Annotated in this window: 23 protein-coding genes; 7 read left to right on the top strand and 16 right to left on the bottom strand. The window is 60.6% G+C overall.

Annotated elements, in window-relative coordinates; translation table 11 throughout:
* Positions 1 to 35 precede the first annotated feature (35 nt).
* Complete coding sequence (kynB, locus tag B5526_RS29110) at positions 36 to 671, bottom strand: arylformamidase (RefSeq protein ID WP_197688373.1); 636 nt, start codon at positions 669 to 671, stop codon at positions 36 to 38.
* Positions 668 to 1465, bottom strand: coding sequence for a tryptophan 2,3-dioxygenase (gene kynA, locus B5526_RS29105; protein WP_079545548.1), 798 nt, complete (start codon positions 1463 to 1465; stop codon positions 668 to 670). The genes kynB and kynA overlap by 4 nt, the downstream gene beginning before the upstream one ends.
* A 206-nt stretch (positions 1466 to 1671) precedes the next feature.
* On the opposite strand from kynA, the gene kynU reads away from it, so the two are divergent.
* The gene (gene kynU / locus B5526_RS29100) at positions 1672 to 2907 is read left to right on the top strand and encodes a kynureninase (RefSeq protein ID WP_154071513.1); all 1236 of its coding nucleotides are present in this window, start codon (positions 1672 to 1674) and stop codon (positions 2905 to 2907) included.
* Between the two features lie 17 nt (positions 2908 to 2924).
* On the opposite strand, the gene ilvD is transcribed toward kynU, so the two are convergent.
* Positions 2925 to 4619: a dihydroxy-acid dehydratase gene (gene ilvD / locus B5526_RS29095; protein ID WP_079543215.1), complete on the bottom strand. Its 1695-nt coding sequence runs from the start codon at positions 4617 to 4619 to the stop codon at positions 2925 to 2927.
* 64 nt (positions 4620 to 4683) lie between these two features.
* A complete protein-coding gene (locus tag B5526_RS29090; RefSeq protein ID WP_154071775.1) occupies positions 4684 to 5667 on the bottom strand; it encodes an ABC transporter substrate-binding protein in 984 nt (327 codons plus the stop codon).
* 182 nt (positions 5668 to 5849) lie between these two features.
* On the opposite strand from B5526_RS29090, the gene B5526_RS29085 reads away from it, so the two are divergent.
* Together B5526_RS29085 and B5526_RS29080 are read left to right on the top strand one after the other, a co-directional pair.
* Entirely contained in the window at positions 5850 to 6761 is a 912-nt protein-coding gene (locus tag B5526_RS29085; protein WP_079543213.1) for an NAD(P)-dependent oxidoreductase, read from the top strand.
* Positions 6762 to 6836: 75 nt separating this feature from the next.
* Positions 6837 to 7991 (top strand): zinc-dependent alcohol dehydrogenase, encoded by a 1155-nt coding sequence (locus B5526_RS29080; RefSeq protein ID WP_079543212.1) that lies wholly within the window; start codon positions 6837 to 6839, stop codon positions 7989 to 7991.
* A 4-nt stretch (positions 7992 to 7995) separates the two neighbouring features.
* Here the strand turns inward: B5526_RS29080 and B5526_RS29075 are convergent, their stop codons facing one another.
* Genes B5526_RS29075 through B5526_RS29040 form a run of 8 tightly spaced genes read right to left on the bottom strand, consistent with a single transcriptional unit; the run spans position 7996 to position 16462 of the window.
* Positions 7996 to 8700 (bottom strand): ABC transporter ATP-binding protein, encoded by a 705-nt coding sequence (locus B5526_RS29075; RefSeq protein WP_079543211.1) that lies wholly within the window; start codon positions 8698 to 8700, stop codon positions 7996 to 7998.
* Between the two features lie 4 nt (positions 8701 to 8704).
* On the bottom strand, positions 8705 to 9466 hold the full coding sequence (locus tag B5526_RS29070) for an ABC transporter ATP-binding protein (RefSeq protein ID WP_079543210.1): 762 nt from the start codon (positions 9464 to 9466) through the stop codon (positions 8705 to 8707).
* Entirely contained in the window at positions 9457 to 10449 is a 993-nt protein-coding gene (locus tag B5526_RS29065; protein WP_079543209.1) for a branched-chain amino acid ABC transporter permease, read from the bottom strand. The genes B5526_RS29070 and B5526_RS29065 overlap by 10 nt, the downstream gene beginning before the upstream one ends.
* Before the next feature lie 17 nt (positions 10450 to 10466).
* Positions 10467 to 11351, bottom strand: a complete 885-nt coding sequence (locus B5526_RS29060; RefSeq protein WP_079543208.1) for a branched-chain amino acid ABC transporter permease — start codon at positions 11349 to 11351, stop codon at positions 10467 to 10469.
* Between the two features lie 54 nt (positions 11352 to 11405).
* The gene (locus B5526_RS29055) at positions 11406 to 12659 is read right to left on the bottom strand and encodes an ABC transporter substrate-binding protein (protein WP_079543207.1); all 1254 of its coding nucleotides are present in this window, start codon (positions 12657 to 12659) and stop codon (positions 11406 to 11408) included.
* Between the two features lie 49 nt (positions 12660 to 12708).
* Positions 12709 to 15102: a xanthine dehydrogenase family protein molybdopterin-binding subunit gene (locus tag B5526_RS29050; RefSeq protein ID WP_079543206.1), complete on the bottom strand. Its 2394-nt coding sequence runs from the start codon at positions 15100 to 15102 to the stop codon at positions 12709 to 12711.
* Entirely contained in the window at positions 15099 to 15584 is a 486-nt protein-coding gene (locus B5526_RS29045) for a (2Fe-2S)-binding protein (protein ID WP_283807573.1), read from the bottom strand. Before B5526_RS29045 ends, B5526_RS29050 begins: the two co-directional genes overlap by 4 nt.
* A complete protein-coding gene (locus B5526_RS29040) occupies positions 15581 to 16462 on the bottom strand; it encodes an FAD binding domain-containing protein (RefSeq protein ID WP_079543204.1) in 882 nt (293 codons plus the stop codon). Before B5526_RS29040 ends, B5526_RS29045 begins: the two co-directional genes overlap by 4 nt.
* Positions 16463 to 16646: 184 nt before the next feature.
* On the opposite strand from B5526_RS29040, the gene B5526_RS29035 reads away from it, so the two are divergent.
* Complete coding sequence (locus B5526_RS29035; RefSeq protein WP_079545544.1) at positions 16647 to 17771, top strand: LLM class flavin-dependent oxidoreductase; 1125 nt, start codon at positions 16647 to 16649, stop codon at positions 17769 to 17771.
* Between the two features lie 12 nt (positions 17772 to 17783).
* Entirely contained in the window at positions 17784 to 18662 is an 879-nt protein-coding gene (locus B5526_RS29030; RefSeq protein ID WP_079543203.1) for a polysaccharide deacetylase family protein, read from the top strand.
* Between the two features lie 29 nt (positions 18663 to 18691).
* Here the strand turns inward: B5526_RS29030 and B5526_RS29025 are convergent, their stop codons facing one another.
* The 4 genes from B5526_RS29025 to B5526_RS29010 all read right to left on the bottom strand — a co-directional run bounded on the left by B5526_RS29025 (position 18692) and on the right by B5526_RS29010 (position 22720).
* Positions 18692 to 19399: a TetR/AcrR family transcriptional regulator gene (locus B5526_RS29025; RefSeq protein ID WP_079543202.1), complete on the bottom strand. Its 708-nt coding sequence runs from the start codon at positions 19397 to 19399 to the stop codon at positions 18692 to 18694.
* Complete coding sequence (locus B5526_RS29020) at positions 19396 to 19965, bottom strand: flavin reductase family protein (protein WP_079543201.1); 570 nt, start codon at positions 19963 to 19965, stop codon at positions 19396 to 19398. Before B5526_RS29020 ends, B5526_RS29025 begins: the two co-directional genes overlap by 4 nt.
* Before the next feature lie 9 nt (positions 19966 to 19974).
* On the bottom strand, positions 19975 to 21207 hold the full coding sequence (locus B5526_RS29015; RefSeq protein ID WP_079543200.1) for an acyl-CoA dehydrogenase family protein: 1233 nt from the start codon (positions 21205 to 21207) through the stop codon (positions 19975 to 19977).
* Between the two features lie 214 nt (positions 21208 to 21421).
* Positions 21422 to 22720, bottom strand: coding sequence for a glycoside hydrolase family 3 N-terminal domain-containing protein (locus B5526_RS29010; RefSeq protein WP_079543199.1), 1299 nt, complete (start codon positions 22718 to 22720; stop codon positions 21422 to 21424).
* 240 nt (positions 22721 to 22960) lie between these two features.
* On the opposite strand from B5526_RS29010, the gene B5526_RS29005 reads away from it, so the two are divergent.
* Positions 22961 to 23863 carry an NAD(P)-dependent oxidoreductase gene (locus B5526_RS29005; RefSeq protein ID WP_079543198.1) on the top strand — a complete coding sequence of 301 codons (903 nt, stop codon included), beginning with the start codon at positions 22961 to 22963 and terminating at the stop codon, positions 23861 to 23863.
* A gap of 241 nt (positions 23864 to 24104) precedes the next feature.
* The gene (locus tag B5526_RS29000; protein ID WP_079543197.1) at positions 24105 to 25352 is read left to right on the top strand and encodes an ABC transporter substrate-binding protein; all 1248 of its coding nucleotides are present in this window, start codon (positions 24105 to 24107) and stop codon (positions 25350 to 25352) included.
* The last annotated feature ends 7 nt before the right edge of the window (positions 25353 to 25359 follow it).

The raw sequence follows: 25359 nt of genomic DNA, 5'->3' as shown, positions 1-25359 counted from the left end.
GCAAGCGTTGGCGATTTCGATTTGGCATCTCCATCTCAAACGGGACCGGATCGCCTGAGCACCGCGCGCAGCGGCGCTGCGTCGAGACCCCTGAGTTTCAACGGCAACGCAATCAACTCGTAATCGCCGGGTTCTACATCGGCCAGCACGAGATTCTCGACAATGCGAAGATCGTACTTCTTGCAGACCATATGCGACGGCAGGCTCTTCGAGGTCTCCGGGTCGACGGAGGGGACGTCCACGCCGATCAGCCGCGTCCCGCGAAGGGCGAGGCGCTCCACGGTCTCCGGCGCCAGCGCGCGGAAACCGGTCGGCCAGGCCAATTCATCGCCCCGGTCCATCAATTTGAAAAGCAGCCGCGGCGGCGCGCCGTCGAGCGCGGCCGCGATCTCCTCAAAGCCGCAGAGCGGGCCACTTCCGCGCGCGTCAATGACCCGGGCGGGGCCGATGAAATCGTCGAGATCGAGCATGTCGATGCTGGCGCCGGCGGGATCGTAGTGCAGCGGCGCATCGGCGTGCGCGCCGCAATGCGTCGACATCGCGATGCTGGCGACGTTGACGGGACAGTCGGGCCCGATCGCAAATGTCTGGCTCACCGCAAACTCGGCATCGCCGGGAAACACCCCCATGCCGACCCGCAGCGCAGGCGATATGTCGATCAGGGCTTTCACAATTGTGTCCTGACCTGCCACAACTCGGGGAACAACACGACGTCCAGCATCTTCCGCAAATAAGAAACACCGGAAGAGCCGCCGGTGCCCCGCTTGAATCCGATGATCCGCTCCACTGTCGTGACGTGGTTGAAACGCCAGCGGCGGAAATAATCCTCGAAATCCACGAGCTTCTCGGCAAGCTCATACAATTCCCAGTAACGAGTCGGGTCCCGATAGACCGATGACCAGGCGTTCAGAACGCTGTCGTTTGGCAAGTGCGGTACCGAAATATCGCGTTCGAGTGTGGCCTTGTCGATGCCGAGGCCGCGGCGGTGCAAAAGCTGGATGGTGAGATCGTAGATACTCGGTGCAAGGCGCACCGCTTCGAGACGTTCGACAACGGCTTTGTCGTCCTGGTGCGCATGGATCATCGCCGCATTCTTGTTGCCGACAAGAAACTCGATTACCCGGTACTGCCAGGACTGGAAGCCGGACGATTGCCCAAGCAAACCGCGAAATTCCGTATATTCGCTTGGCGTCATCGTGCGAAGCACATCCCAGGCTGAATTGAGCTGCTCGAGGATGCGCGATACCCGCGCCAACGTCTTGAAGGCCGGTTGCAGGTCGTCCGCGGCGATCAACCGGCAGGTGGCGGTCAGTTCGTGGATCGCGAGCTTCATCCAGAGCTCCGACGTCTGGTGCTGGATAACGAACAGCATCTCGTCATGGGCGGTGGAAAGCGGCTGCTGTGCCTGCAAAATCTTGTCGAGCTGGAGATAGCCTGAATAGGATATGTCCTTGCGCTGACTCATCGCGTTCACGCCCTTTGACGAGTCGATGATGCTTTCGCAGCATGCCTTATCCAGCACGCCACGGACGATATTTTAAACTTAAAATGATAGTGTTTTGCTGTCAATCCGGATTTCCGTTATGCTTCCGGCATTCCGTGGTTCTTGATCGCAAGGCTCTGTTGATGTCGTCAGCCTCCATGACTTCTGGCGAGATGACTTCTGGCGAGATGACTTCTCGCGAGGCGTGCGTCGCGCGCGATTTGGTCGATCCGCTCCGCGCCTTCCGCGACCGTTTTGTCATTCCCGAGGGCGTGATCTATCTCGATGGCAATTCGCTCGGTCCGATGCCGCGAGCCGCGGCAAGCATCCTGAACCATACGATCGAAAAAGAGTGGGGCCAGGATCTCATCAGGAGCTGGAATAGCGCGGGATGGTTCGACATGCCGGCCCGGCTCGGCGACCGCGTCGGAGCGCTGATTGGCGCGGCGCCAGGTCAAACGCTGGTATGCGACACCACGTCGATCAATCTCTACAAGGCGATCCACGCCGCCATCGGATTGCGACCCGATCGCGACGTGGTCATCGCCGAGGACGAGTCGTTCCCGACGGACCTCTACATCATCGAAGGTGCCATGAAGTCCGCGGGCCGTCCGATGCAGCGGCGATTGATCGGCAGCGACGGCCCATCGATCGAAGCCTTGATCGATCGGAACGTCGCGGTCGCGGTGCTCTCGCATGTCAATTACCGCACCGGCGAGCTGCTCGACATGGCCGCCATCACCAAACGCCTGCACGACGCCGGCGCGCTGGTGGTGTGGGACCTCTGTCATTCCGTCGGCGTGGTGGAAATCGACTTCGACCGTCATGCCGTCGACTTCGCAGTCGGCTGCACCTACAAATATCTCAACAGTGGGCCGGGAGCTCCGGCATTCATTTCCGTCGCAAAGGCCCATCAGGGCACTGCTCAACATCCATTATCGGGCTGGTGGGGTCATGCCGCCCCCTTTGCCTTTGATCGCGACTTTCGGCCCGACAGCGGCATCAAGCGGTTTCTATGCGGAACGCAGCCGATCATTTCGATGCGCGCCGTGGAAGCGGCTCTCGACGCCATGGGGCGCGTCGAGGTGACGGCCCTGAGACAGAAGAGCCTCGCTCTTACCGAACTTTTCATGAGCCGCGTCAGCGCACTGTTGCCGGGCCTGGATATCGTGACGCCGCGCGAGACATCGCTACGCGGCAGCCAGGTCGGGATAGAATTCGACAAGGGTTTTGCGGTGGTCCAGGCGATGATCGAGCGCGGCGTGATCGGCGATTTCCGGGCGCCTGACCTGATGCGGTTTGGCTTCGCGCCGCTCTATGTTCGTTTCGAAGATGTTTGGGATGCCGCCGAAATACTCGCCGACTGCATCAAGGCAGAGGTGTGGCGCGATCCGCGCTATAACCGGAAGCTCGAAGTAACCTGAGGCCATCAGAAGACATGCTAATCGAACCACGGCCAGTCCGCGGCGCCGTCATGCGTGACGGCGCCGCCAGGGGCTTGGCCGACCAGGCGCGCGTATTTGGCGAGCGCGCCGGCGCGATGCCGCGGCGGGCGCGGCTTCCAGGCTTGCCTGCGCTGCGCGAATTCCTTGTCGTCAATCAGAAGATCCATGCGGCGCTCCGCGGCGTCGATCCGGATGCGATCGCCGTCGTGCACCAGCGCCAGCGGGCCGCCGATGAAGGATTCCGGCGAGACATAGCCGATGCACATGCCACGCGTCGCGCCGGAAAAACGCCCGTCGGTGATCAGCGCGACTTTCTCGCCCATGCCCTGGCCGTAGATCAGCGCGGTGACACCCAGCATCTCACGCATGCCGGGGCCGCCGACCGGGCCTTCATTGCGGATGACGAGAACATCACCGGCTGAGTATTTGCGATTGCGTACGGCATCGACGCATTCTTCTTCGTCCTCGAACACTCGCGCGGTGCCTTCAAACACCAGCTTCTTGAGGCCCGCGACTTTGATCACGGCGCCATCGGGACAAAGATTGCCCTTCAAAACCGCGACGCCTCCGTCCGGCATCATCGGCGTCTTGGTGGAGAAAATGATCTCGCCATCGGGCGCATTCGCGCTGCCGTACTCTTCCGCAATCGTCCTGCCCGTAATCGTCAGGCAACCGCCGTCGATGTGGCCGCTCTCGACCAGCGCGCGGATCACGACGGCGGTGCCGCCGATGTCGTAAACGTCTTTCGCCGTGTACTTTCCGCCCGGCCGCAAATTGCCGATCAAGGGCGTGCGCGCAAAAACCTTGCCGACGTCGTCGATGGTGAAGGAAATGCCGGCTTCATTGGCAAGTGCCGGCAGATGCAGCGCAGCGTTGGTCGAGCCGCCGGTGGCGGCGACGATCGCCGCACCGTTTTCCAGCGCTTTTGGCGTCACGATCTCGCGCGGCAGCGGTCCGCCTCGCTGCAGCATCTGCATCACCAACCGCCCCGCCTGGCGAGCCACGCGGGCGCGCTCGGCATAGACGCCGGGGATCATCGACACATTGGGCATCGTCAGCCCCATCGCTTCGGACACCATGCCCATGGTGTTGGCGGTGAATTGGCCCGCGCAGGCGCCGATCGTCGGCAGGCAGTTCCGCTCGATGCCTTCGAGCGTCGCCTCGTCGATTTCGCCGGTCATGAAGCCGCCGACGGCCTCATAGGAATCCAGCACGGTGAGGGCTTTTCCCTCGAAGCGGCCGGGCAGCGCACTGCCGCCATAGATGAAAATCGACGGCACGTTGCAGCGGATCATGCCCATCATGACGCCGGGCAGCGTCTTGTCGCAGCCGCCGAAACCGATCAGCGCGTCGTAAGCCAGGCCATGAACCACGGCCTCGATCGAATCGGCAATCAGCTCGCGCGAGAGCAACGAGAACTTCATGCCCTCATGGTTCATGCTGATGCCGTCGGAGACCGAAATGGTCGAAAATTCGCGCGGCGTGCCACCGGCCTCCGCGATCCCGGTTTTCGCTGCTTCGACCTGAAAATCGTGGGTCATGTTGCAGGGCGTCTGCTCGCCCTTCATGCTGACAACGCCGACCATCGGTTTTGCCAATGCCTCGTCGTCGAGCCCCATCGCCCGCATGAAGGCGCGGTGGGGCGCCCGATCGAGGCCGTCGGTCGTCACCCGGGATCGCCACTTCTTCATGGATGCAAATCTCTCTCCAGCCCGCCCCGGCGAACGCCGGGACGACTCGTCGACTAACCCCGCCTTACTGCAGCGGCGCAACGATAGTCGGGTGCTTGAACTGCGCGACATCCAGCTTGGGCAACATTCCCGTCTCGGCATAGATGTCGAGCATTTTCTGAATCGCCGGAAAATTCGGCGCAGCACCGGGATCGCGGCCGAAATCATTGTCCTTGAGCAGATAGGTATCGAGCACCGGGATCGGCGCCTTCAGCACTTCGTTGACAACCTTGAGCGTCTCTTCGCGATTGGCCAGCGCCTTCTTCATGCCGGAAGTGATATCGCGCACGTAAGCCTTTACCAGCTCCGGATTCTTGTCGACAAAGTCGGCGCGGCAGGCTTCCAGGATGTGGACGATGTTCAGCATGGCCTGGGAAAGTGAAAAGAGTTTGCGGGTGCCGCCCTTGGCTTCGGCCCGCGCCGCGAAGGGCTGGTTCATGTTGACGGCATCAACGCGACCCTGGCGCAGCGCATCTTCGGAAACCGCGAAGCCGACTTCGACGAGCTTGATGTCTTTGGCTGGGTCGACCCCGCTCTGCTTCAACAGGATGTTGAACGGCCCCTGGGTCCCGCCGCCGATCACGGAGATGCCGACGGTCTTGCCCTTGAGGTCGGCGATCGTCTTGATCGGCGAGTCATCCATGACCGCCCAATAGACCGAGAACCCGCCGGGCTTTTCGTAAACATGCTGGGCCACAATATAGGCTTTCAGATTGCCGCCGACCACACCGTTCGCGAGCGACAATGGCGCCTGCGTCGCGCAGTCGAGCGCGCCGGCGGCCAGCGCCTGCGTCATCGGCGCGGTGCCCTGGAATTGCGTCCATTCGATATTGTAGGTCTTGCCGATGTCGGGAAATTCGCTAGGCCTGCGCATCATCCAGTATTTCGATTCCTCGGCCGGAATGGTCCAGCCGACCCGGATCGTCTGTTGCGCGTAAGATGAACTCGCGCCCGCAAATATGGCGGCCATGGCCCCGGCGGCCAAAATCCACTTCGAAGGTATCCGCATCATCCCCGCTCCAATTTTTCGACGCCAAAGGCGTCAGCGTAAAACCACTTGCGCTAAACCTTTCATGGTTCAAACAATCAGGCAAGCCACCGGAGCTTGCCAAGGCCCGGCAAGACCGGGATATGTGCTAAGGGGCGTGTGTCGGACAGGGTTTTACCGGCGGCGAAGCTTGGAGCAGTGACATGGCAGCGGTTGACGGGGTGAACGGACAAGGCCGGGAAAAACTCGGCTATCTCGGGCTCGGAATGATGGGACTTCCGATGACGCAGCGCCTGGTGAGCGCCGGCTACGACGTCTCCATCTGGAACCGGTCCCCGGGCAAAGCCGCCGCGCTGGTGGAAGCGGGCGCGAAGCTCAAGGCCCATCCGCGCGATGTGGCCGATAGTGCCAGCATCATCTTCATGTGCCTGACCGATGCCGCTGCCGTGGAAGAGGTCGCGTTCGGCCCCGACGGCCTGGCGACCGCGGCCGGCTCCGGAAAACTCGTCGTCGACTTCTCGTCGATCCACCCGGACGCGGCACGCGCGATCGCGGCGCGGCTGAAGGCGGCGAACGGCATGGGATGGATCGATGCGCCGGTCTCCGGCGGAACGCCGGGCGCCGAGCAAGGCACGCTCGCGGTGATGGCCGGTGGCGAAGCCGCCGATATCGAAAGGGTGCGGCCCTATGTTCTGGCGATGGCGCGACGGCTCACCCATATGGGCCCGACCGGCGCGGGCCAGACCGCGAAACTCTGCAACCAGGTCATTGTCGGCTGCGCCATGGCCGTGCTTGCCGAGGCGACACGGCTTGCCGTCAACGCCGGGATCGACGCAAAGCGGCTGCCGGAGGCGCTCGCCGGCGGTTTTGCCGATTCTATACCGTTGCAATTGTTCGTGCCGCGCATGGTGCAGGGCATTCATTCGCCGCCGCTCGGCCACATCGCAACCATGCTGAAGGATCTGGATACGGTGATCGATGTCGCCCGCAACACATCGAGCCCGGTGCCGATGTCGGCGCTGGCCGTGCAATTGTTCAGGCTGGCCAAAGCGGCGCGCGGTGCCGATGCCGACGCGCTCGAAATTTATAAATTGTCAGAGTCAAAAGTCGATTGAGGTGCTTGGGCCGATAAATGAATTTCGCGGTTCAGAAATTTCGGTTAAGCTCCCGGCTGCACAAGGATAGGTTCAATGTACGGCTCCAACGGCGTCAAAACATCGCTCCAATTTCCTGTCCCCGAACAGATGAAGGCCTGGGTTCTCGGCGGCCCGGACGAACTTTTTCTGCGCGACAAGCCCACGCCCGTTCCCGGGCGCGCAGAAGTCCTGGTCCGCATCGACGCGGTCGCGATCTGTGCGACCGACCTTCAGGTCATTCACGGCGGTGCGCCGGCGAGCATCGGGGGCGGCCTGCCCTTCAACAAGAACTTTACGCCCGGCCATGAATATATGGGCACCATCGCCGCACTCGGACCCGATGTCGACGAGTTCGAGATCGGCGAACGCATCAGCGTGGAAATCCATGCCGGTTGCGGCCAGTGCAAGCGGTGCCGTCAGGGGATGTACACCTCCTGTATCAACTATGGCAGGCCGGACAAAGGCCACCGCGCCAACGGTTTCACCACCGACGGCGGTTTTGCCGAATACGCGGTCAATCATATCAACACGCTGGCGCGGGTGCCCGACACGATGGGCGATGCTGAAGCAACGCTGGTCGTCACCGCGGGGACTTCCATGTACGGCTTGACCGAACTGGGCGGACTGGTGGCCGGTGAAAGCGTTGTGGTGATCGGCCCCGGCCCTATTGGGCTGCTCGCTGTCGCCGTTGCAAAGGCACTCGGCGCAAGCCCGGTCATTCTCACGGGAACCCGCGACAAGCGCCTTGCGATCGGCAAAGGGTTGGGCGCCGATCGCGTCATCAACATCGCCGAGGAGAACGCGGTCGATGTCGTCAAAGAGCTCACCGGCGGCATTGGAGCGGATTATGTGGTCGAGTGCGCCGGCACCGAGGCCACCATCGATCAGGCCATTCACATGACCAACCGTGGTGGAAAAATCTGCCTGGCGGCATTCCCCCACGACAAGGTGATGACAGATATCGCCCATCTCGTGAAGAACAATATCTATGTTTACGGCATTCGAGGCGAGGGCCGCAGCGCCACCCGCCGTGCGATGGCGCTAATGGCGGAAAAGAGATTCGACGCGACCAATATCCACACTCATACCTTTGCGCTTGCCGACCTGCCCACCGCGCTGCGATACGCCCGCGAGCGGGTCGAGGACGCCATCAAGGTGGTCGTGACGACCCGGGAAGCTAACATGGTTGCGAGCGTGGCGGCGGAATAGCTCCTCACACGGAGCAGTAACGCTCCTTGATATCGTTGTCGGCCAATAGCTCGCGCGCGGCGGCGTGGTGGACCACCGCGCCCTGATCGAGCACGTAGGCGCGGTCGGCGATATCGAGCGCCAGCTCCACATTCTGTTCGACCAGCAAGACTGTGGTCCCCTGCGCCTTCATGTCACGAAACAGTTCGAACATTTCGTCGACCAAGACCGGCATGATGCCTTCCGAGGGCTCGTCGAGCATGATGAGATCAGGCTTGGCGATCATCGCTCGCGCAATCGCCAGCATTTGCTGTTCGCCGCCGGACATGGTCAGCGCCTCCTGATCCAGCCGCTCGGCGAGCCGCGGAAAGATCTTGGCGATACCTTCGATCAGTTCGGCCTCTCGCTTCTTTTCGGGAGACGCCACCAGGCCCAACCTGAGATTTTCTCGCACGGAAAGTCCCTGCACGATGCGCCGTTCCTCCGGCACGTAAGCCAGCCCAAGCGCAAAGCGCATATGCGCGGGCTGGCCCAGCAGTTCCTTGTCCTTGAAAATGACCGATCCGCGCGTTCTGTCCATCAGGCCCATGATGGATTTCAACGTCGTGGTCTTGCCAGCGCCGTTCCGCCCGATCAGGCAAACGATCTCGCCTTTGGCGACCTCGATGGAGATGTCCTGCAGCACATGGCTGGAGCCATACCAGGCGTTTAGATTGCTGATCCGCAGCATCCGTTCAATGCTCCCGCTGGCCGAGATAAACCCGCTTCACCGCCTCGTTCTGGCGAACTTCCGACGGCGTTCCTTCCGCCAGCAACTCGCCGTGATGCAGCACCAGGATGCGGTCGCTGATCCCGAGCACCAGTTTCATCTTGTGCTCGACCAGAATGACGGTGCGCTCGCGGGCGAGCTTGACGATCAGATCCATCATGATGCGGGTTTCTTCGGGACTCATGCCGGCGGTCGGCTCGTCGAGCAACAACAGCCGCGGCCGGCTCGCCAGCGCCATTCCGATTTCCAGCGCGCGCTGCTCGCCATGGGCCAGCGTCTTTGCCGTCCGCTCGCGCGCTTCCCACAATCCGACCAGCGCCAGCAATTCATCGGCCTGCTCGATCAGTTCGGTGTGCCTGGCGCGCGGACGCCACATATCGTAACGCGACACCAGCGCCTGCAATCCGATCCGGATATTTTCGCGGGTCGAAAGCTGCGGGAAGACATTGGTGATCTGAAAGGATTTTGCGATGCCCATATGGGCAAAGCGATGCTGCGGAAGTCCGGTGACATCCCTGCCCTCGAATTCAACACTGCCACTCGATGGCCGCAAGGCGCCGGACAGCAGGTTGAAATAGGTGCTCTTGCCGGCGCCGTTGGGCCCGATGATCGAAGTGATGGCACCCTTGGAGAATTCTGCCGAGATATTGTTCAACGCGACGAATTTGCCGAAGGTACGGCCTACGCCCTTGGTCCGCAAGATGGGCCGCTCTGTGCTTACCGCCATGGCTTGCCCCGCGAGATCAGCGTTCCCCAGATTCCGGCCGGGAAGAACAGCACGCAGATCATGAAGATGGCGCCGACGATGAGCTGCCAATGCACGGTCCAGAGCGAGACGAGATTTTCCAGGAGCAGAAACGCCGCCGCGCCGACCATCGGCCCGAAGAACGTGCCCATTCCGCCGAGCAGCGCGATCATCACGACAATGCCGGAGGTGTCATAGTGCAGGATTTCGATCGGCACGATCGACAGATGTAGCGCCTGCAGCGCGCCAGCCAGTCCGCAAAACCCGCCGGACAGCACGAATGTGATCAAGCGCGTCAACGTCACGTCGTAACCGGAGGCCTTGGCGCGGGTTTCATTCTCGCGCACCGCTTCGATCACGGCGCCGAAGGGCGAAGCGAGAATCCGCGACAGCACGAAGAACGCCGCGATCACGAAAGCGGCAATCACGTAATAGCGGGTCAGCGGGTTGATGAAATCCAGCTTCAAGCCAAAGATATCGATCACGCGGACATTGATGCCGCGCAGGCCGTTTTCGCCGCCGGTCCAGTCGACGGCCTGATAAAACAGGTAATAGACGCATTGCGACAGCGCCATCGTGACCATCGCGAAATAGATGCCGCGGGTCCGGATCGCCAGCACACCGATGAGCAGCGCCATCGAGAGCCCACCGAGAATGCCGATCGCGATCGAGAGGTACCAGGGCAGCGCGAAATGCACGATGGCGATGCCGCAGAGATAAGCGCCGGTGCCGAACAGGGCGGCATGGCCGAACGATAAGAGGCCGAGATAACCGAAGACGAGGTTGAAGCCCAGCGCATAGAGGCCGTAGATCAGGATGTTGACCGCGAGCGCGGTGAACGGCATGACAAGCGGAAATACCAGAACGACAAGGCTGGCGAGACCGGCGCGGTGCCTGGTCGCGAACTGAAACCAACTCACCGGCGCCGCCGGCGCGCTCTGATATGGCTGGGTGATTTCATTCATGCCCCTTGATTTCACCTTCAGCTCATCAATCCGGCGCGGCCGAAGAAGCCTTGCGGCCGGACGATCAGGACCACCGCCATCAACGCAAAGATCGATACCTTGCCCATTTCCGGCGCAAACAACGATGTCATGCTGACGACAACGCCGACCAGCAGCCCGGCCAGCACAGCACCCCCGATCGACCCCATGCCGCCGACAACTGTCACGACAAAGGCCTCGGCGAGAATCGTGCCGCCCATCTCCGGAATGACGCCTTGAAGGGGGGCTGCCAACAGCCCCGCAAATCCAGCGATCGCGGTTCCTATTCCGAAGACGATCAGCCAGACCCGCGTCACGTCGACCCCGAGCACGCGAACGATCTGCGGATCGCGTGCGCCGGCGCGAATGATCAGGCCAAAGCTCGTCTTTTCGAGAAACAGCCAGAGCGCCAGCAGCACGGCGGCGGTCGCGCCGATCACAAACAGCCGATAGAGCGGAAAATAGCCGACGCCGATATTCACCGCGCCTTGCAGGATCTCCGGCGTATCAAAGGGGTATCCGGTCTTGCCGAAGATGATGCGAACGGCTTCGACCATGACGTAGCTCAAGCCGAAAGTCAGCAAGAGTGGATAATCGATACCCCTGCCGTAGAGCGGCCGGATCAAAACCCGCTCGACCGCGAGGCCGAACAGACCGACGGCGAGCGGCACGGCGATCAGGCAGACCCAGAAATTTCCGCCGAGCGAGAGAATGTAGAGGCCGGCATAGGCGCCGACCATATAAAACGCGCCGTGGGCAAAATTCACCACCGTCAGCATGCCGAAGATCAGCGAAAGGCCGATCGCAAACAGCACATAGATCGCGCCGAGCGCAAGACCCGCAAACAATTGCAGTGCAATCAGATTGAGGCTGAGACCAGCCATGCGTTCCCCCAAAAGTCGATGTGTGCCCGAGGCGGGCACACATCGTTCGCGACGTCAGGCTTTATGACCGAGCTCCGCACAACTGCGCAAGTTTGCCTCATTGGGTTCATCGGTACTGATGACTTCGAAGACATCAGACTCGTTGCGCATATCCTTCGATTTCGACTTGATGACCAACACCGATTGCACCGACTGATGGTCGCATGTGCGATAATATTGCGGTCCCTTGTAGAAGTCGTATTTCAGCGCCTCCAATGCCGCGATCACCTTGTCGGCGTCGACGCTGCCGGCATTCTTGACGGCGGCAAGCACCGTGCGGACGCCGCCATAGCCGAGCGCGCCGTAGTCGGACGGCAGCTTCCCGTCATACATCTTCTTGAAAGCGTCGTTGAACGCCTTGGTGGAGGCGTACTTGTCCTCGATGCCCCAATAGAACGAACATCCGCCGATCACGCCCTCGAACGCCTGCGGTCCGGCCGCGACCCGGCTTGCATGCGACAGCAGGGGCGCGATGATTTGCGTCGTCTGCTTGATGCCGAAATCGGTGGCCTGCTTCAGCACGATCTGCTGGTCGCGTCCGAAATTGCTGATGCAGAGGATGTCGGGCTTGAGCGCCTGGATGCGCGGCAGCAGCGTCGAGAAGTCGGAGGTGCCGAGGGGGTGACGGATATCGCCGAGATTTTCGATGTTGAAGGCCTTGCCGACTTCGAGGAAGCCGCGGACCATTTCGTGGCCGTAGGCATAGTCGGCGGTGAGGAACGCGACCCTCTTGCCGAATTTCGAGAAGGCATAACGGCCCACCGCGCCCGAGGTAAGATGCGGGTTCAACGCTTCGTGGAAGGTAAATTTGCTGAAATCGGAAGCTTCGTTGATGGTGTCGGACTGGCTGATCGAGTTGAAGATGATGCCGCGCTCCTTGGTAACGTTGTTGATCGCGAGCTGAACCGCGGCGGAAAGACTGCCGACGACAAAATTCACCTTTTCCTTTTCGACCAGTTCCAGCGTCCGTGTCGCCGCTTCGCCGGGGTTAAGCTTGTCATCCCGCACCACCAGCTCAGCCTTGCGCCCGTTGAGCCCGCCGGAATCGTTGAACTGGGCGACCGCGAGTTGGCCGGCGCGCACCTGATCCTGGGCTTCGGTGCCGTAAGGCCCGGTCAATGGCACTGGAAAGCCGATCTTGATGTTGGCTTCCTGTGCTTGCAACAAATTGATACGAAACGGCGAGACGGCAAGTGCTGCGCCCGCGCTTACCGTCGTCAGCAAACGGCGCCGGGAAATCGATCCGGATTTGGTAGCCTTCCTGGTCATGGTTCCTCCCCTTTAAAATTCTATTTGGTTGTGCCGGCGGCGTCTTCGCTCAGATTCGCCCCAAGGCCGTCAGGATAACCTGCGGCGTCAACGGAATCTCGGTAATTATTGCACCAAACGGCCTGAGTGCATCGTTAACCGCGTTGGCCACCGCCGCCGCGGCCGCCGCCGTCCCGGCTTCGCCTGCGCCCTTCGCCCCCAATTCCGTCTCGGATGTCGGCGACACCACGTGCCCGACGTCAATATCGGGCATTTCGCCGGACATCGGAACCAGATAATCGGCCATGTTAGCGTTGGTCAGTTGCCCCCGCTCATCGTAGATGCATTTCTCGAACAACGCCGCACCCAGGCCCTGCACGACGCCGCCCCGGATTTGCTCGTCGACCAGCTGCGGGTTGATGATGGTGCCGCAATCCTCGACTACCCAATGCCGGAGCAGCTTTACGAAGCCGGTGTCGGTGTCGACCTCGAGCCAGGAAGCCTGGACGCCATTGGTGAAGGCGAACGGATATTCGCGGGGCACGAAATGGCGCGTCGCCATCAGCTCCGGCTGAATGCCCGGCGGAAGCGTATCGGGACGGAAATAAACGATCCTGGCGAGCTCGCGAAGCTCAATGCGCGGCGATCCGTCGCTTGCGTTCACAACCGCATTGTTGGCGATGTCGAGTTCGGCGGGTGAGGCTTGCAGAATGGCGGCTGCGACATCGAGGATGTTCTTGCGCAGGATCTTCGCGGCTTGCAACGCGGCTTCGCCACCAATTCCGGCACCGCGCGAGGCCCAGGTGCCGCCGCCATAGGGCGTGTTGTCGGTATCGCCGAGAATGACACGGACGCGCTCCATCGAGACCCCGAGCACACTGCCCACGATTTGCGCGGTCAGCGATTCCGAGCCCTGCCCCTGCTCGGTGATGCTGGTCTGGCAGATCACGGAGCCTTGCGCGTCGAGTCGCACGGCAACGCCATCCTGCGACGAAATACGCGCGCCGCCGACGCCATAAAACGCCGCGCTTGGGTTGGTGACCTCGATGAAGCTCGCAATGCCGATGCCGCGATGAATGTTATTCTTGCGCAAGGCCGCCTGCTCGGCGCGTAGCCTGTCGTAATCCATCATCGCCAGCAACTTGGTCATCGCCGCGTGATGCGACAACTGCTCAAATCGGAGGCCGGAGGGCGAAACGCAGGGATAGGCCTCGTCGGCGATGAGATTGCGGCGGCGGATTTCCACCGGATCCATCCCGATTTTCGACGCTGCAAGATCGACCAGGCCTTCCGTCACCGAGCACGCGATCGGGTGGCCGACGGCGCGATACTGGCACATCACATTTTTATTCTGGAACACGACGCGCGCCCGCGCGCGATAGTTTTTCGTCACATAGGGCCCGCCGACAAGATTGACGACCTGATTGGCTTCAATCGCGCTGGTGCGCGGATACATTGAATAGGGACCGATGCCGGTGAGATCGTCGATCTCGAACGCCGTAATTGTCCCGTCGCGCTTGACGCCGATCTTTCCCTTGCAGCGATGATCGCGGGCGTGAATATCGGTGTTGAAGCTTTCGACCCGGTCGGCGACGAATTTAATCGGCCGCCGCAACAGTTTTGACAGCGCATAAGTCGCCATTTCATCGGCATATATGTGAACCTTGATGCCGAAGGAGCCGCCGACGTCCTTGCAGACCACGCGAACCTGCGCCTCTTCAAGCCCGAGATGGAGCGCTGCGATATTCTGCACCATGTGGGGCGCCTGCGTGCCCTGGTAGATCGTCAACCTTGCCTCGGCCGCGTTCCAGTCCGCCACCACCGCGCGCGGCTCCAGCGTCACGCCGGTGTGCCGGCCGAAGACAAAATCCGCCTCGACCACCGCGTCGGAGCTGGCAAACGCCGCATCGACTGCGCCAGCGTCAAGGTTTCGCTCAAAGGCCAGATTGTCGCCGAGCGCGGGATGAATCACAGGCGTTCCCGGATCGAGCGCGGTGCGCATGTCCGTCACGGCTTCCAATTCTTCGTACTCGACCCTGACGATCTCCGCTGCGTCCTCGGCTACGGCTCGGCTGGTCGCCACGATGGCGGCGACAGCCTCCCCTTGCCAGCAGACGCGATCGATTGCGATGGCATGTTGCGGCGCGGATTTAAGGCCTTTCAGGTGCGACAACACGCCAACCCACGACGTGATCACAGCGCTAAGCTCTGGGCCGGTCACGATGGCGATGACGCCGGGCGTGCGCCGCGCTTCGGCCGCGTCAATGCCGATGATTTTCGCATGCGCATGGGGTGAGCGCAGGAACACCACATGACCCATCCGCGGAAGCTCGATGTCGCTGACGTAGAGCCCGCGTCCCTGCATCAGCCGCTCGAGGTTCGGCCGTGGAACGATTTTGCCGATATACGAGTTCGGCCGATCGAGCTCCGAGAGGCCTTCCGGATTGGTCGATGCAGCGGTCATGACCTGCGCCCCGCGCGCGCCCGCGCCGTGTTCTCGACCGCATCGATAATGGCCTGGTAACCGGTGCAGCGGCAGTAATTGCCGGAAAGATGCTCGCGTATCCGCTCCCGGTCCGGTTCGGCATTCTGCTTCAGCAGGTCCTGCGCGGCCATCAGCATGCCCGGCGTGCAATAGCCGCATTGCAAGGCATTGCGATCGCGAAAGGCGGCCTGCAGATCTGCAATTTCGCCGCTGTCGGACAATCCCTCGATGGTTTCGACGGATGCGCCATGCATCTGTACCGCGAGCGTCAGGCAGGACCGAACGATTTCGCCATCGACCCGTACCGTACACGCGCCGCAAACCCCGTGCTCACAGCCGACATGCGTTCCCGTCAGTTGCAGGTGCTCGCGCAAGAAGTCTGCAAGGTTAAGACGTGGCAGAACCTGCGCTTCGATGCGCTCGCCGTTCACCTCGAGGGAGATTGGCATTAGGGCCGTCAAACAGCTCCCCCGGCATTGAGATCGGGGCGGCCGAGCAGTGCCGACACGCAACGCACCATCAACACCTTCGCGAGATGCCGGCGCATCGAAGCGGACGCCTGTTGATCGTCCTGGGGATCGAGCTCTTCGGCTAGCGCTTTCGATGCTTCCGACAACAGCGCAGGCGTCACGATGGCGTTGAGCAGCGGCTCTGCCGCCCTGGCCAGTAGCGGCCGGTCGCCGACGGCAAAATAGGCCATGCGAAGCCCGGTGAAGGCGCCGCCCGCCACGGTCGCCTGTGCGGCCAGTCCCGTAAGAGCGTAGTCGCCGTGCCGGCGCGCGAATTCGTAAAAGAAGTGCACGGAATTTCTCTGTGCGATTGGCAGTTCAACGGCGATCAGAATTTCTTGCGCCGACAAAGCGGTCTCATAGATTCCGGTAAAGAAATCCCCGGCAGGAATCCGTCGCTCGCCGGCCTGACCGCGAACGACAATCGTCGCATCCAGTGCGAGCATGCAGGCCGGCAGCTCGGAGGCAGGATCGGCGTGCGCAAGGCTGCCGCCGATTGTGCCCCGGTTGCGGATCGCCGGATGCGCGACATGGGCAATGGCTTCCGTCAGCAACGGGGCGTGCGCGGCGATTTCGGGAGACCTTGCGAGATCAACATGGCGCGTCAGCGCGCCGATGGTAAGGACATTATCCGCAACTGCGATGCCCCGCAGTTCGGCGAGCCCCCCGATATCGACAACAAGTTCGGGATAGATCAAGCGCAAATTCAGGGCGGGCATCAGGCTCTGCCCGCCTGACAGCACCTTGGCCTTCTCTCCGTGCGCGACCAGCAACTCCAACGCGTTCAAAACACTGGTTGCCCGTGCATAATTGAAAGCCGAGGCCTTCATTTGGCGTGACCTTCCCCGGCCCGATTTAGGCGCATTTTGCGAGGATTAGACGGCGGTGACCACCAAAGGTCAAGTTTGTTTATCGACCGATTATTTCGCGAGATTCGACTTTTGGACTTGTGATATCGTCGTGAACGACGCACGGTTTGGCTTGCATCAAATCGGCCCCAGGGAGGAGCAGGCGATGAATCTGGGTTTCTTTACGATGCCAATCCACCCTCTCGACAAGGATTGGCTGCGGTCGCTCAATGAAGACCGTGAAGCCTTCCTGCTCGCCGACGAACTGGGGTTTACCGAGGCCTACGTTGGCGAACATGTCACCGACAAGGCCGAGAACATCACCTCTTGCATCGCATTCCTTGCGTGGATTGCAGCCGCGACCAGGCAGATCAAGCTCGGAACCGGCACCATCAATATGCCGAACACTCATCCTGCCACCGTCGCGGCCTCCATGGCGATGCTCGATCACATGCTCGACGGGCGCTTGATTTTCGGAATAAGCCCTGGTGGGCTTCTGTCGGATGCCGAGTTGTTCGGCAATCTGGATGCCAATCGCAACGAGATGTTTCTTGAATCGATCAATCAGGTTCTCGATATCTGGGCCGGCGAGCCGCCCTATAACTTCCAGGGAAAATACTGGAACATCTCGACGCAAAAGACGCTGATCAAGGATATCGGCCAGGGATTTATCGCAAAGCCCCTGCAGCGGCCGCATCCGCCGGTCGTCGTGACCGCCGTGGCGCCGTTCTCGAAGGGCGTCACCGAGGCTGCCGCGCGCGGCTGGGAACCAATTTCGGCAAACTTCCTGATGCCGGCCTGGGTAAAAAGCCACTGGCCGAAATATGTCGAAGGCTGCGAGCGCGGCGGCCGCCCCGCCGACCCCGCAAATTGGCGGGTCGCCAAGAGCGTCTTTGTCGCCAAGGACGCAGCGACAGCAAAAGCCTACGCGACCGACCCGGAAGGGCCTTATGTCTATTACTATCGCTCGCTGTTCACCAAGCTGAAAAACAACGGCCGCATCGAGTTGTTCAAAACCCGCCGCGACCAGCCTGACGACGAGGTAACGCTGGAAATGATCTGCGACAGGCTGATCATTCATGGGACGCCTGACAGCGTCGCGGATCAGTTGCTGGCCTTTCAGGACGAGGTCGGCGAGTTCGGCACGCTCTTATACGCCGGCAAGGACTGGATGGACCGCGAGCTTGGGCGGCAGTCCATGATCCTGATGGCCGAAAAAGTCATGCCGCGCGTCAACGCCGGCACCCCAAAACGGTTCAACGTTGTGGAACAGTCCGCAAATCCACTTTGAGTAAGGTGTCCCTTGGCTCTGACCGATCGCATTCCCTACCAGGCGCAAATCGACCGCCCGAAACTCAGGCTGCCCGGCGGCAAAAAGCTCGCGGTATGGGTCATCCTCAACGTCGAGGAGTGGCGGATCGAAAATGCGATGCCGCGAACCGTACTGAGCCCGCCAATGGGGCAGCCCCTATTGCCTGATGTGCCAAACTGGTCGTGGCATGAATATGGAATGCGCGCCGGTTTCTGGCGGCAGTTCAAGGCGCTGACCGACCGCAACATGCCGGTGACGCTGGCGCTGAACGCAAATGTGTGCAGCTCTTATCCTCGCGTCGCATCGGTCGCGCGCGAGGCCGGCTTTGAGTTCATGGGTCATGGATTCGTCCAGGGACCGATGCATAAATTGGACAATCAGGCCGACGCGATCAAACGGGCGGTCGACACCATTGCAAACTTCACCGGCAAGCCGCCGCGATCGTGGGAAAGTCCGGGACTGACGGAAACCAATGAGACCCTCGACCTGTTGCGTCGCAACGGCATCGAATATGTGGCGGACTGGGTGATCGACGATCTTCCGCAGGATATCTCGACGCCTTACGGCACCATCACCACGATTCCGTACTCGGTCGAGACCAATGACATCGTCATCCATGCGCTACAGCATCTGCCGTCCGAGCAGTTCTTGAAGCGCTGCACCGATCAGTTCGACCGCTTGTACCTTGAGGGCGCCAGTAATGCCCGGATCATGGCGATCTCGATTCACCCCTACATCACCGGCGTCCCGCACCGAATCAAATATCTGGAAGCGTTGCTCGACTATGTCATCGGCCACGAAGGCGTTGCCCTGATGACGGCGAGCGAGATCGGCGATTGGTACCGGGCCGAATTGTCGAAACCGCAATAATCGTAGGCGGAAGCCGCGCGATAAGCCGGCTACCCCACAGCCTTCATCGGCGCGCGCCTTGGCGCGGCCGGCGCGCGCCTTGGCGCGGCCGGCGCAGCAAAGACCCGCTCGAAACCGGCCAGGAAAGCGTCCAGCGCATCGCCGATCATCTGCTCCTTGTCTTCGAGCACAGGGGATTCGTAGATGTATTTGCGAACCCCGTAATAAAAAATTCCGCTGTGAAACACCCATGCCATTTCGAGCTCCGGCGGGGTGGGCTTGCTTTGCACCGGAAGTCCCGCTTCATGCCGGCATTCCCGGATGATACGCGAAAGAATCTTGTCCCGCACCACGCCAACATACCAGCGGTTGATGTCGAGCCCCTTCAGGCCGGAATACAGATAAATGCGGAGCCATTTGCGGGTGAAGATGACGTCGGTGTAGGCGTTATAGAATTCCTGCAGCCGATCGCGGATCGGCCGGGAGCGATCGGCGAGGAGCTTCTCCCAGCCCGGATCGAACGGCTCGAGATAGACCGTGCGATAGACTTCCTTGATCAAATCATCCTTGCTTGGAAAGTAGCGGTACAGCAGCGGCTGGGTGACGCCGAGCCGGCGCGCCAAATCGCGCGTCCCGCCGTCAAATCCTTGTTCCGAGAAAAACTCTGTCGCCTTGGCAACGAAGTCCTTGCGGCGATCGTCCGGCGACAATCGCTTTTGTTTTGCGCGAGCACGCTTGGGCGGTGCTTTCCTTCTCATGGCTTGACGGCCGATGACATGCCGTCACCCGCGAGAAATTGTCCGTAACCGCCCCGCGCAAACAACAGCGGCTCTTTCCGGTTGTAGCAATACGCCTCGACCGCGCCAAGGAAGATGACGTGGTCGCCGCCATAGTACCGATTGGCGGCCCGACATTGAAAATTTGCGACGCTGTCCGCAAGAAGGGGGGCATTGCCAAGACCCGGCGTCCACTCGACCCCGGCGAATTTGTCTTCCGAGGATTTTGAGAATTTGGTCGCGAGCGCTTGCTGCGAGGCGCCCAGCACGTTTACCGCGAAGTGGCTGGCGTTCTGGAAGGCCGTCAGCGCCTGCGAAAACGTCCCCAAGCTCCAGAGCACGAGCGGCGGGTTCAGCGAGACCGAGGCAAACGAATTACAGGTCAGCCCATAAGGTTTGCCGTCGGCGCCGGCAGCCGTGATGATGGTGACACCAGTCGCGTAAGTGCCGAGCGCGTTGCGGAAATCCCTGGGATCGATTGTCGAGCTGTCGCTGGCCAGCTCCTTAGCCGGATCCAGACTAGTCGGATGCTTTGGCGCGTCGGTCATCCGCCGGCCTCAAAGCGTCAGATTTTCTGACGGCAGGCCGAGTGCAACGCGCCCATAATTCGTGCCAGCCGCATCGAAATTGAATGCAAGGTGCGAATTGATTGCGTGGGCGTCTCGGAACTGACGCTGCAACGCAGCCGACGTGAACAATCCCCGCGCACCGCTTGCCGCAAACAACAGCGACACCGCTTCGGTACAAAGATTGACGGCATATGCCCCGTCGCGGCGGGTCTTGGTCTTGGCGGCGATGTCCGGAAGGCGACCGCGCCTGGCCTCGGCCAAAGCCTCGATGCATGTCGAGCGCATGATCAGACGAGCCGCATCGATCTTGGCGGAAGCCTCCGCGATCTTGATTTGTGTGCTCTGCATATCGCCGAGTTTCGCACGGTTGTAGGTCGAGGCGCGATGTCGCGCGACCTCGACGTAGTCGTCCAGACAGGCCTGTGCGTTTCCCAAGGCGACACCGGATAGTACGTAAGGAAACAATGAGAACACCGGCAGCGCATAAAGCGCATTCGGATTGACGGCGCTTCCAGGCGTCGGGCCGCCGCCGAGGTCGTTCACGGCCACCGTCATCGGCTCGGCAACAAAGGCATCATTGACCTCAACATCGTTCGATCCCGTTCCCCCCAATCCGGCCGAATTCCATGTGTCCTTGATTCTGTAGTCGCTTCTGTTGAGCAGAAAGATACGATACTCGATGCCGTCGGCTTCGTCGTCGGATGAAACGACGCTGGCGAGCATATTCCATTCGCTGGAGTCCACTCCCGACGAGAACGGCCAGCTGCCGCGCAGGACATATCCGCCGTCGACTTTCCTCGCGCGTCCAGCCGGGAAAATGAAGGAGGACGCAATCAGGACGTTGGCGTCCTTGCTCCAGACCAGATCCTGCGCGCGGCTGTCGAACATCGCCAGCATCCAGTGGTGGCTCGCGAGATTGGCGAGATTCCAGGCCACCGACGCGTCGGCCTGACCGATGGCATCGGCACAATCGACCAGCGCGACATAATCGAATTCCGAGCCTCCCACGCGCTTCGGCTGCACGATCCTGAACAAGCCCGCTTCATGCAAATCGCGCTCGGTCTCCGATGGCAAGTGCCGCAACTCTTCAGTTCGAGAGGCGCGATCGCGAAAGCGCGGAATCAGCGCCTTGGCGCGCGCAATCATGGCAGCATAGGCGGGGTCGTCCGCATCGGGCTGCGGAAACGGGCTCGTGTTTGGCTTCCGACCAAGGCCTGCCATTTTAGCGTTCCTCGCTATCTCGCCGGTCTTGCGCTCTCGAGATGCGGCCGACCTGGATGCCTGGGGACAGTCGGCCACTTGGCTTTTCCGCATCGCGACGAACGTGCTTGACCGGCCGAAGCCGCTCGACGATCGTTTATCGCCTGATCACTAATTAAGGCGCGGCCGAAGATGCCCGTCAAGGGCCCATCGACCATATCAATAAATCTCCCCTTCAATCTGACGGGAGCGTCCGCTCCAGCCGCGCCTCGCTCTCGCGCAGCATCACAGTATCAAGCTTTCCCTGGCCAAATGCGTCCGACGCACACGCAAAGATGCGATAGAATTGCGAGCCGTCGAAAGCGACAAGCAGCAAATCCACGCCCGCGTTGAGCGCCTCAACGACAGCCGTGCAGATGTTGTGGCGGTAGATCGCACCCATCACCAGATCGTCGGTAATGATCACGCCCTGGTAATTCCATTTCTGGCGAATGATTTCGTCGACGATACGTTTGGAGTGCGATGCAGGGCGATCCGGGTCGACCGCGGTCAGCGTGACATGTCCGATCATGAGTTGCGCCCGCGAACCCGCCAGGACCTCCCTGAAAGGGCGCCAGTCGGATGCCTCAAGCACCGTTAAAGGAGTGTCCAAATCAGCGTTGAAATGATGCGTATCGGCGCGCACACGCCCCAATCCAGGGAAGTGCTTCACGGTCGCCGCAACACCGGACGCTTCGAGCCCGCGTATATAGGCCAGCGCAACATCGGTTACCGCGGCCGGGTCGCCGGAAATCGCGCGCTGATTGATCAGTGTGTTGAAATCAAACCGGTTGTGGCTTGCCTCCGGCCGCAAGTCCAAAACCGGTGCAAAATCTTGATTCACGCCGAGCGCCGCCAATTCCTGCCCGTGAATGCGCCCGAACTCTTCGGCTCTCTTTGCCCGAATGTCCGCAGGCAAGCCCGCCAAGGTGGATAGCGGGGGCAGTGCCGTCAATGGCGGCGACAGATGTGACACGATGCCCCCTTCTTGGTCGGCGGCGACAATCAAAGGCGGCAGACCAGCGATGCGCCGCCTGTCTTGCAATGCGGCAATCTCCGACTTTAGCGCCTCGGTTGTCCGCCCTGCGACATTGTGCCGGGAAACGTAGACGCCCGATATCAGGCCTTTTTCCGCCAACGGCGCGACTTCATCGAACGATGAATAACCCACGACGAAATGTCGCCCCAGAATATGCGCCCGCACGACGTCAGTTCGCAGGACGCCTCGTTTGCCGGCCTCAAACGAAACATAGGCGTACAGCATCGACAATGATGGCAAGCACCACAACAAAATCAGCAGTCTTCCCGGGGCACCTCGTCCGTTCCAGTAGCCCCGCCTGATCAGGAACATGAAAACAATATTGCTCGCGATAGAGAGCGCAACGGCGCCCGAACCGCGCAGCGAAATCAGATAGGGCTCATTGATTTTGATGCCTACCGAAAGAAACACCAATCCGAGAATACCGAGCGCAATGGTGCCAAAGAGTTTTGTCATCTGACTGGACGATCGTGTGCGTCGACGCGAGGAATTCGCGGATCAATCGGCGGTATCAAACCTGTCTGTTAAATGCGAGCCCAGAGGGTGCGTCTGCACAATTTCTGCATGAGAATCCTGAAATCGTCGAAACCCTCCCCAACGGGGGCGACTTGATGATTGTTTATCGCTTGATCAACGGTTATTCAGGACACGGCCTAGAGCGGCGCGTGACGCGGCTAAGTTTAGAGGTGATTTCTCATGGACAAGATCGTTGGAATCATCGGGCTTGGGATCATGGGAGGTGCCATTGCCCGCAATCTCGTCGAGCGCGGATGGCGGGTCATCGGCTTCGACATCGATGCGGCGCGACGGGCCGAGCTTGGGCTTGCCAACGTGACTATCGCCGCCGACATCGGTCAGGTCGCGCGCGACGCGCCGATCATCATGACCAGTCTTCCCACGCCCGCAGCCGTCGAGGACGTCGCGCGGGCGATCGCCAATACCGGTGAGCCTTCGCGGATTGTGGTCGAGCTCTCGACGCTTACTCTTGCCGACAAGCTCAACTTCGAAAACATCCTGACCAAAGCCGGTCATATCGCGCTGGATTGTCCCCTTAGCGGAACCGGCGCGCAGGCCAAGAATCGTGATCTCGTCATCTATGCCAGCGGTGACAGCAATGCCATTGCCCAATGCAAAAGCCTGTTCGCCGACTTCGCCAAGCAGAGCGCCGATCTTGGTAAATACGGCAATGGCAGCCGGATGAAATTCGTCGCCAATCATCTGGTGGCCATACACAACGTCGCGACCGCCGAGGCGATGATCCTGGCGGAGCGCGCCGGGCTCGATCCGAAAATGGTCGTTGAGATGGTCGGCCCGGGCGCCGGCGGCTCCCGGATGTTTCAGATGCGCGCGCCGATGATGGTCGACGGCGTTTATGAGCCTGCAACGATGAAAGTATCGACCTGGAAGAAGGATATGGCGATCATCGCCGAATTTGCCGATGACGTCGGATGTGTGACGCCGCTGTTCACCCTGACCCAGCCCGTCTACGCGCAAGCGATGGCGATGGGACTGGGCAACCAGGACACGGCCGCGGTGTTCGAGGTTTTGAAGAAGACGATTGTGACGGGTCCCAAATCGGACGGTCGCAATCGGAAATAGGCGTTCGCGCCGCAAGATCTTCGATGTTGGGCGATCATCGGCGCGCGCTGCGCAATACCGCAGTGCATCAAAGCCGCACGGGGATTTCGTGCTGTCCCGCTTTGCGACGCTGCCAAAATATCCGGCACGCCAAGTCCATGGCATGGTTATCACTTGATCATTTATGACTTCCGTCCGATAAATCCCTCAAGCAACAAAAATCGCGGCGGACATTCAGTTTTAGTGTCCCGGGGAGGATTCAATGACGTTATCGCGACGGCAATTTGTCGGCAGCGTTGCCGGCGCAGGTATCGCCAGCATGGCGGTCCCCAATCTCGTCTTTGCGCAGGAAGGCGGGCCGATCCGTGTCGGTTTGATGGCGGCCAAAACCGGACCACTTGCTTCCGGCGGCATCGACATGGAACTTGCCATGACGATGTTTCTAAAGGAACGCGACAATACGCTTGCGGGCCGCAAGGTCGAATTGATTGTTGCAGACACGGCCGGCGTTCCCGCTACAGCACGCACCAAGGCTCAGGAACTGGTCGAGAAGAACAATGTCCACTGCGTCATCGGCCCGCTTGCCGCCTTCGAGGCGCTGGCCATCGCGGACTATTTCACTGAAAAGGAAGTTCCTACCTTGGGCGTCGCGGCGGCGGAGGACATGACCCAGCGGCACCCAAGCCCATGGTTCGTGCGCCTGACGTCGACATCGGCACAATGCGCCTACCCGCTTGCCGATTATGCCGCCAAGGAATTGAAGTACAGGAAGATCGTCACTATTGCCGACGATTTCGCTTATGGACACGAAATGTGCGCCGGCTTTCAGCGCGTCTTCGAGGACAATGGCGGCAAGATCATTCAAAAAATCTTCACGCCGCTGGCGACGCCGGACTACGGCAGCTACGTCGCCCAGGTGAAGAGCGCCGATGCAATCTTCCTCGGGACCGCCGGCTCGAACGGATTCCGGTTTCTTCGACAATTCATCGAATACGGCCTGAAGGACAAGATGGCCGTCATCGGCGGCATGACGGCGCTCGATGAATCCGTGCTTCGCAACATGGGCGACGAGGCGTTGGGGATTTTGACCACGAGCTGGTATTCGGCGGAACTGGACAATCCGCTCAACAAGGTCTTCGCGCCGGCATTTCGCAAACAATTCAAATACGATCCGGGCTATTACGCCGGCGGGACCTACGTCACGGCCGAAGTTCTGGAAGCTGCGATAAAGGCCACGAAGGGAAATGTGGAAGACAAGAAGGCGCTGATGACGGCGATCCGCGGCAGCAATGTGGAAACGATCCGCGGTCTTATTAAAATCGATGAATTCGGAAATGCGATCGGCGATGTCTATATCCGCAAGGTGACAAGAAGCGACGGGCGGCTGGTTAACTCGGTCATCAAGACCTATCCGGACGTCAGCCAGTTCTGGACTTATGACGAGACCGCATTCCTGAAGAATCCGGTCTATTCGCGCGACTATCCGCCGGCGAAAAACCTGGAGCCGTAAATCCTGC

It is taken from the genome of Bradyrhizobium lablabi (genome assembly GCF_900141755.1).
GTDB lineage: Bacteria > Pseudomonadota > Alphaproteobacteria > Rhizobiales > Xanthobacteraceae > Bradyrhizobium > Bradyrhizobium lablabi_A.
This window is presented reverse-complemented; position numbering and strand designations above follow the sequence as displayed.

What these genes read in the sequence shown, in the direction of transcription:
- kynA (WP_079545548.1), bottom strand. Translation starts at nt 1,465, where the DNA reads ATGAGTCAGCGCAAGGACATATCCTATTCAGGCTATCTCCAGCTCGAC.
- kynU (WP_154071513.1), top strand. Translation starts at nt 1,672, where the DNA reads ATGACTTCTCGCGAGGCGTGCGTCGCGCGCGATTTGGTCGATCCGCTC.
- ilvD (WP_079543215.1), bottom strand. Translation starts at nt 4,619, where the DNA reads ATGAAGAAGTGGCGATCCCGGGTGACGACCGACGGCCTCGATCGGGCG.
- B5526_RS29090 (WP_154071775.1), bottom strand. Translation starts at nt 5,667, where the DNA reads ATGCGGATACCTTCGAAGTGGATTTTGGCCGCCGGGGCCATGGCCGCC.
- B5526_RS29085 (WP_079543213.1), top strand. Translation starts at nt 5,850, where the DNA reads ATGGCAGCGGTTGACGGGGTGAACGGACAAGGCCGGGAAAAACTCGGC.
- B5526_RS29080 (WP_079543212.1), top strand. Translation starts at nt 6,837, where the DNA reads ATGTACGGCTCCAACGGCGTCAAAACATCGCTCCAATTTCCTGTCCCC.
- B5526_RS29075 (WP_079543211.1), bottom strand. Translation starts at nt 8,700, where the DNA reads ATGCTGCGGATCAGCAATCTAAACGCCTGGTATGGCTCCAGCCATGTG.
- B5526_RS29070 (WP_079543210.1), bottom strand. Translation starts at nt 9,466, where the DNA reads ATGGCGGTAAGCACAGAGCGGCCCATCTTGCGGACCAAGGGCGTAGGC.
- B5526_RS29065 (WP_079543209.1), bottom strand. Translation starts at nt 10,449, where the DNA reads ATGAATGAAATCACCCAGCCATATCAGAGCGCGCCGGCGGCGCCGGTG.
- B5526_RS29060 (WP_079543208.1), bottom strand. Translation starts at nt 11,351, where the DNA reads ATGGCTGGTCTCAGCCTCAATCTGATTGCACTGCAATTGTTTGCGGGT.
- B5526_RS29055 (WP_079543207.1), bottom strand. Translation starts at nt 12,659, where the DNA reads ATGACCAGGAAGGCTACCAAATCCGGATCGATTTCCCGGCGCCGTTTG.
- B5526_RS29050 (WP_079543206.1), bottom strand. Translation starts at nt 15,102, where the DNA reads ATGACCGCTGCATCGACCAATCCGGAAGGCCTCTCGGAGCTCGATCGG.
- B5526_RS29040 (WP_079543204.1), bottom strand. Translation starts at nt 16,462, where the DNA reads ATGAAGGCCTCGGCTTTCAATTATGCACGGGCAACCAGTGTTTTGAAC.
- B5526_RS29035 (WP_079545544.1), top strand. Translation starts at nt 16,647, where the DNA reads ATGAATCTGGGTTTCTTTACGATGCCAATCCACCCTCTCGACAAGGAT.
- B5526_RS29025 (WP_079543202.1), bottom strand. Translation starts at nt 19,399, where the DNA reads ATGAGAAGGAAAGCACCGCCCAAGCGTGCTCGCGCAAAACAAAAGCGA.
- B5526_RS29020 (WP_079543201.1), bottom strand. Translation starts at nt 19,965, where the DNA reads ATGACCGACGCGCCAAAGCATCCGACTAGTCTGGATCCGGCTAAGGAG.
- B5526_RS29015 (WP_079543200.1), bottom strand. Translation starts at nt 21,207, where the DNA reads ATGGCAGGCCTTGGTCGGAAGCCAAACACGAGCCCGTTTCCGCAGCCC.
- B5526_RS29010 (WP_079543199.1), bottom strand. Translation starts at nt 22,720, where the DNA reads ATGACAAAACTCTTTGGCACCATTGCGCTCGGTATTCTCGGATTGGTG.
- B5526_RS29005 (WP_079543198.1), top strand. Translation starts at nt 22,961, where the DNA reads ATGGACAAGATCGTTGGAATCATCGGGCTTGGGATCATGGGAGGTGCC.
- B5526_RS29000 (WP_079543197.1), top strand. Translation starts at nt 24,105, where the DNA reads ATGACGTTATCGCGACGGCAATTTGTCGGCAGCGTTGCCGGCGCAGGT.